Below are 6,316 nucleotides of genomic sequence, written 5' to 3' on the forward strand. Positions count from 1 at the left end.
TTCGTGGTAGGTCCCATCCATAACGTGTCCTTTCTGTCCTCTTCTGCCAATCAAGCAGGACACATGATCCGAGCCCCCTCTTCTCTGCCGGACAGGGAGGGCCCGAGGGCCCTTCCTGTCCGGTTGCAATCTTGGGAGTGGGTATGGCGCAGCTGTTGTTCTCGACGCCTGCATTCCGGCCCGACGGATCATCGGTGGAGAATGTCCCGATGCTGCTCGACGCCCGGATGCGGCTCGTCGAACCGGCCTGCGCATGGCTGATGCACGTTGCTTTGGTGCGCGGCAGGACCCGCAGCCCGCAGACCTGGCGAACCTACGCTGAAGCTCTCTACGACTGGTGGCAGACGCTAGAGGCCAATGGCTGGGCCTGGGACGAGGTCGGTCCTGGCGAACTGGCCGCCTATCGCGATCAGATGCTCCGGCCCGGTGGCGACAGCGGCAGACCGCTGGCACGCAGTACAATCAACGGGCGGCTCAGGACCATAGGGCGTTTCTACCGCTGGAGCGTGGCGACCGGACTGATGAAGCAGGTCCCGTTCGTAAGCCAGGAAATCGCGTTATCGCGCAGTCGCCCGCAGGCGTTCCTGGCCCATGTCGATGCCACCGGCGGTCGAATCCTGGCCAACGAGCTTACCGTGCGGCATATGCCGATGTTGCCGCGCCCGCTCGCGCCGGAAGCGATTCGGCGCATCATGGCCGCAATGTCGGCACGCGACAGGCTGATCGTTGAATGGGCAGTGACTACGGGAATCCGTCGGATGGAAGTGGCGGGCCTGACCGTGCGTCATCTGAAAGGGGCCGGCAGTGAACCGATGGTGCCGGTGCAGATCGACGAAACCAAGGGTGGACGGTCGCGAATAATATATCCTCCGGTCCCTTTGGTTGATCGAACCCGTGCCTATGTGCGGGAAGAGCGGGCGGTCCTCGTCCGTCGTGCGGCGACAAAACGGGCAGATCGCGATCCCGAGGCTCTGTTCCTGACTTGTCGGGGGCAGCCCATGAAACCGCGCAGGGTTGGCGCGATGTTCACGGCTGCCGCCGAGGCAGCGGGTGTGACGGCGACGTTCCATGCGCTGCGACATACCTTCGCCGCCGCCATGCTGCGGTTCCTGCAACGCGAAGCCCGGGCCAATCCCGAACTCAATCCCTTGCTCGCGTTGCAAGTGTTGCTCGGCCACGCCGATCTGGCAACCACCGCGGTATACCTGCGCGTTGTCGAAACCGACCTCTCGGCAATCGAGGCTTCGGTCGACGATCTCTATGCGGCGCTGCTGTAATGCCGCGTGGGCAAAAGGACTACCGGGTCGAGCCATCGCCGAAGCCGCTGATCGGCAATCCGGGCGCATTGCTGGTCAATGTCGTAGCTGCCGACGGCCAGCTCGAATGCGCGTTCGACTTCTCGATCTTCGATCGGCCGACCATGGCTGCCGAGTGGGCGCTCGCGTTCCGGCATCACTATGCTGCCAAACAACCGGCCAACAGAGGCTCAGCGTTCCGTACTTTGAAGTTCTGGTTTGCGTTCCTTGCCGAATACGATTCCGCCATCTTAGCCACGCGCGACGTCGATAGCGGCATTCTCAATGCGTTTATCGTTTGGCTCGGCACGAGGCCCTGGAGCAAGGGGTCACGGTATACTGTCTGGTCGATCATCAAGCAGCACATGGCCTGGCTCAAGCGCAACCGGCCCGACCTGGTTCACCCCGAACTCGAAATCCCGTTCAATCCGTTCCCCCGCAAGAATGCGGAAGCGCGCCAGCGTGAGGCACTGAGCCGCGATGAAATGGAACGCGTGCTCACGGCGGCCCATCGGGACATCGAAACAGCCTGGGCACTGTTCGAGGAAGGCCGCGCTGCGCTGGCTCGGGTCGATCGCAAGGCCATTGTCTCCGAACCCGACCTCGCCAAGCTCGATCTCGACGATATCGGGGTCATGCTCGCGGTGATCGACGGTCGGTTCGGCGGCGTGCCACCCAAAGTCGGCGACATGTTGAGAAAGGGCGCGGGCCTCTGGCATCTCCACTTCGCCATGATCCGCCACGGTGGCATGGGCGAAATCGCGGGGCGGCTGTTTGCGCTGCCGGATACGATCGTTGCCTATATGATCGCCATCGGCGCGCAAACCTTTGCAAATGCCGAGGCCCTCAGGCTGATGCGGCGCGACTGCCTGAGCGAGCATCTGCTGCTCGAAGGCCGGGTTCTCGTCAGTTGGCGCAAGGGGCGCGCCGGACGCGAACAGCGCCGCAGCTTCCTGCGCGACAAAGGCTCCTCGGTGCCCGTGCTGATCGATCAGGTTCTGGCTATGACCGAAAGGCTGGTGCCGCATACGCCACGCCGCGACCAGAATTATCTCTTCCTCACCGGGAGAATACACGGGTCTCGCAGAGTCGGTGTGATCCCCGGCTATCTGGCCACGAAACTTACCCGGCGGTTTGTGGAGCGCCATGGCCTGCTGGGCGACGATGGCAAGCCGCTCAAACTGACGCTGGCGGCGCTGCGCGCATCGGGGCTCACACTAGCGCACGAGCGGCTCGGGCATGACATCCTGAAGACGCAGGTGCTGGCCAACCATGCTACTCCAGACACGACACAGCGCTATGTGGACCGGCCCCGCGTCCGAAAGGCGCAAGCGCTGGCAATCGGCAGGTTGCAAGCCCGGTTTGTGGAAATGGTCCGGGGCGATGCCGAATCCCCGCCCGGGATGGAGGTGCTTCCCGATCTGCGCCACGCGACCGCAGCCGGATTTATCTGTAGCGATCCCCTTGCCGGCGTTGCCGAGGGACAGCGCAAGGGCGAGCTGTGTACGGCCTGGCTCGGATGCTTCACCTGCCCCAATGCCGTGATCCCGCTCAACGAGGACGTGCTGGTTCGCCTGCTGGCGACGCGGGCCGCACTTACAGATGGGCGTGCCGCCATGGCTCCCGAACGCTGGCGGCTGCTTTATGCACCCAAGCTGGAAATCCTCGAGCGCGATATCCTGCCCCGGTTCTGCGAGGCGATGCTCGAAGCAGTTGCAAAGATGTTACTGCCACAGCTGCCGCCAGTCGAATGAACCAGCACCCCCACCCACTCACGCAGTCGTCGCCATCCTGGGAGGATGCGCGGCTTTCCCCGTGGAGCCGGTTCGGCGACGATGAATGGCGGCTCGATATCCGCACTGCGGGTCGCCGCGCGGATCAGAAGCGGTTCAGTTGGTCGTTCGCCATGCCGGAGCACACGCGCATCGGGAACAGTGATCATGTTCAGCTTGTCCGCGCCGCCAAGCACTTCCTCTGGTCGATGCACTATCATCCTCCATCAGGGCGCAAACGCTCGTCTCCGGCGTCGATCCATCACAAAGCAATGTTGCTGCGCGCGCTGCTGGAATGGATGGCATGCGAAGGACACTCGCGCTTTGTCGGGATCGATCCAGCTTCGGTCGAACAACTCTGCAAATGGTTGCGCTGTCGTCCTGCACGCGCCGGCGGAGGCAAAGGCAATATCTCAACTGCCACAATCACGAACTATCTGCTCGTGATCAAAGACCTTTATCGTCAGCGAGAAAAGCTGAACGATGCGCCACTGGTCGATCCGCTGCCGCTGGAAACGACCTATGAGGCCGCCGGCCACACCAGGGCGACCAAGGGCGTCATACCGTTCATCCCCGAAGACGTGGCCGTTGCAATCCTGAGCGAAGCCCTGCGGTGGGTCGAGGAGCATGGCGATACGATCGTCGCAGCCGAAGCGATCCGCCGCGAAGCGCGAGCGCAGGGTCTGCGGCGCGGCAAGCGCCAGGCATCTGATCATGTTAGAGCGGCGCTGAGGCTCGCATCGCTGGCCGGACCATCGGGCGAGCGGCTCGATGGCGCCTATGCAGTTCGGCACGCCGCCGTCCACCTCGTCGAGGCGTGCTATATCTTGATCGCGGGCTTCGTCGGGATGCGGTCCAGCGAAATCCTGTCAATGAAAACAGGGGCAATCGAGCATCACCCGATCGGCGGAACCGGCGTTAATCAGGCATATGTCGTGTCCCGGCTGTTCAAGACTGTCGACGATCTCGATGGCCGTAGGGAGCGCTGGGTTGCCCCGGCACCGGTCGTGCGCGCGGTGGAGCTGCTCGAACAGCTGAGCGCGCCGCTGCGCGAAGCCTCGGGCCGCGACGATCTGTTCCTGGTGAAGAACACGCAGTATGGCCAAATCGTGCCGGTGACGCACATGCATATCGCCTGGCGCATCAATGACTTTGCGCGGCATGTCGGCATCCCCGATCTTGATGGGAAACCCTGGAGGTTCAGCACGCACCAGTTCCGCAAGACCTTTGCCCGGTTTATTGCCAGGCGCGACCGTACCCAGCTTCTGGGCCTGGCCGAGCACTTCAAGCATGCTTCCGTTGCCATGACCGCGCGGGGCTACGTCGGCAACGACTTCGACCTGCATGGCCTCATCGACCACGAAGCCCGCGCCGAAACCGCAGCCGCCCTCGACCGCCTGCTCGCCGCGAAACGGCTCGGCGGCAAGATGGGCGAACGTATCGTCGCCGGAAACGCCCGGTTCCGCGGCCGCGCGGGCGAACAGGTACGCCGAGACTATGTTGCGTTCATCCTCAAGGAGACGGATCTTCGCATCCATGCCTGCGACTATGGCTGGTGCGTGTTCCAGCAGGAGACCTCCCGCTGCGGCGGCGAACTGCAACCGAATGAGGCCGGACGAGCGCCGGCGGTCTGCCTCTCATGCGCCAACATGGTGATCGAAGCGAAGCACGGAGCCTACTGGCGGGATCGCCGGAGACGCAATGCTGCGCTGTTGCCGGAGGCCAATCCGATGACGGCGGCCGTGCTCAATGAGGCGATCGGACAATGCGAGCGGGTGCTCACGCAAATCGGAGATGACGATGGGCAAGGATGATCAGGGGCAGCGCTGGCAATCCGCGGCAAGGAGCTACCGGGCGGCGCTGGCGAGGCTGGTGCGCGGCGAAGGGCGCCACGCCGACCATGCGGGACGCGTGGTGAAGATCACGCCGACTTCGGTCGCGCGCGAAGCGGGACGCAGTCGCAATCCGCTCTATACGAGCCATCGGGACATCCTCGACGAGATCGAAGCTGCGGCAGGACCAGGCACGCCCGCACGCGACCTGGCAGCGCGCATCGCCACGCTCGAGACCGAGCTGACGCACCTCAGGGCCGATGCCCGGCGTCACGCCGAGGAGCGGCGCGAACTCGCCAGCGAGAACCTGACGCTGTTGCACCGCGCCAGAAGCGCAGAGGATCGGCTCACGGCGCTCCTGCGGCGAATGCCTGAGGCATCCACCGCAGGTGCCATCATGCAGCCACGCTGAGTTGTTCGGGCTGCTGCGTATGCATCCAGTCAGCTGCCGCCTGCGCTTTGCTCGCCAGCGTGAAAATCGCGCGAGCGTCGGCCTTGAGCACGCGTAGCCAGGACGCGATGTACGCCGCATGGTCCGGTCGTGGATGGTGCGCGATACCGAGATCTGCCATGACCAAGGCGGCTCCCAGATCTGCGATGGCCTCCTCCGCTGCATATCTGTCCGATCCGAACCTGCCGGACAAATCACGGTCGCAGCGGGACGCCGCTCCTGTGGCATGCAGACCTTCATGGAAAAGCGTACCATAATAAGCGGCAGGCTCCCTGAACTGTGCGAAGGGTGGCATTTGCACGCGATCTTCCGAAGGAATATAGTACGCCTCGTTGCCGCCATGCCGGCACTCAATGCCAAGGTTGCCCCAAAAGATATCGGCGTTCCGCATCCGCGCATCGTCGGACAGGAGATCGATGGTTGGTGGAGCATAACCCTCGACCTGCGCCTCGTTGAAAACGCTGTACCCCCGCGCAAACATGCGAGCGCGGCCACGCCCCTCCTGCTCGGAATCCCGGTCATCGGCATCCTCGCCGCGATCGTTGACCTTCCAGAAGACAATCGTGGTGGCCTGCTCGCCCTTGCGAACCTGGGCTCCCAGCGCTTGCCACTGACGATAGCTGGCCCAGCGTCCGGCACTGTAGCCTGCAGCCTGCGCCGCGATCCACAAGCTGAGAATGTTGGATCCCCGGTAAGCCTTGCCGGTGGCGGCGTTGATGGGGCGCGAGGTCGCTGATCCATCGTGATGCCACGGCATTGTCCACGAGCCCGCCCCTGCCTCGATGGCGGCAACGATCTCGTTGGTGACGCGCGTGTATATATCGGTGCGTTCTTTGCTACGCATGATCAGGACTCCCGTCCTGAAATCGCACAGCAGGCCGTACGATGGTTGGGAAACAGCAGCGCGCAAAGGCCATCGACTGTCCTCGAAATGAGGACACTTGCGATGTTACATACTTCGTGCGC

General features: G+C 63.5%; 5 protein-coding genes. 4 read left to right on the forward strand and 1 reads right to left on the reverse strand.

What is annotated here, in order from left to right; genetic code table 11:
- The first annotated feature begins 143 nt into the window (after positions 1–143).
- The 4 genes from NDB2M1_RS17675 (at position 144) to NDB2M1_RS17690 (ending at position 5,311) form a co-directional block, all read left to right on the forward strand.
- Entirely contained in the window at positions 144–1,277 is a 1,134-nt protein-coding gene (locus tag NDB2M1_RS17675) for a tyrosine-type recombinase/integrase (protein ID WP_072384164.1), read from the forward strand.
- A 68-nt stretch (positions 1,278–1,345) separates the two neighbouring features.
- Positions 1,346–3,049 carry a site-specific integrase gene (locus tag NDB2M1_RS17680; RefSeq protein WP_253185939.1) on the forward strand — a complete coding sequence of 568 codons (1,704 nt, stop codon included), beginning with the start codon at positions 1,346–1,348 and terminating at the stop codon, positions 3,047–3,049.
- Entirely contained in the window at positions 3,046–4,881 is a 1,836-nt protein-coding gene (locus tag NDB2M1_RS22935) for a site-specific integrase (protein WP_216234065.1), read from the forward strand. Before NDB2M1_RS17680 ends, NDB2M1_RS22935 begins: the two co-directional genes overlap by 4 nt.
- Positions 4,868–5,311: a hypothetical protein gene (locus NDB2M1_RS17690; protein ID WP_066117763.1), complete on the forward strand. Its 444-nt coding sequence runs from the start codon at positions 4,868–4,870 to the stop codon at positions 5,309–5,311. The genes NDB2M1_RS22935 and NDB2M1_RS17690 overlap by 14 nt, the downstream gene beginning before the upstream one ends.
- Here NDB2M1_RS17690 and NDB2M1_RS17695 read toward each other — a convergent pair.
- Positions 5,295–6,194 (reverse strand): ArdC family protein, encoded by a 900-nt coding sequence (locus NDB2M1_RS17695; protein WP_072384166.1) that lies wholly within the window; start codon positions 6,192–6,194, stop codon positions 5,295–5,297. The genes NDB2M1_RS17690 and NDB2M1_RS17695 overlap by 17 nt on opposite strands.
- Between the last annotated feature and the right edge of the window lie 122 nt (positions 6,195–6,316).

The organism is Novosphingobium sp. NDB2Meth1 (genome assembly GCF_900117425.1).
Classification (GTDB): domain Bacteria; phylum Pseudomonadota; class Alphaproteobacteria; order Sphingomonadales; family Sphingomonadaceae; genus Novosphingobium.

Coding starts and splice junctions, on each gene's coding strand:
- NDB2M1_RS17675 (WP_072384164.1), top strand. CDS start 144: ATGGCGCAGCTGTTGTTCTCGACGCCTGCATTCCGGCCCGACGGATCA.
- NDB2M1_RS22935 (WP_216234065.1), top strand. CDS start 3,046: ATGAACCAGCACCCCCACCCACTCACGCAGTCGTCGCCATCCTGGGAG.
- NDB2M1_RS17695 (WP_072384166.1), bottom strand. CDS start 6,194: ATGCGTAGCAAAGAACGCACCGATATATACACGCGCGTCACCAACGAG.
- NDB2M1_RS17690 (WP_066117763.1), top strand. CDS start 4,868: ATGGGCAAGGATGATCAGGGGCAGCGCTGGCAATCCGCGGCAAGGAGC.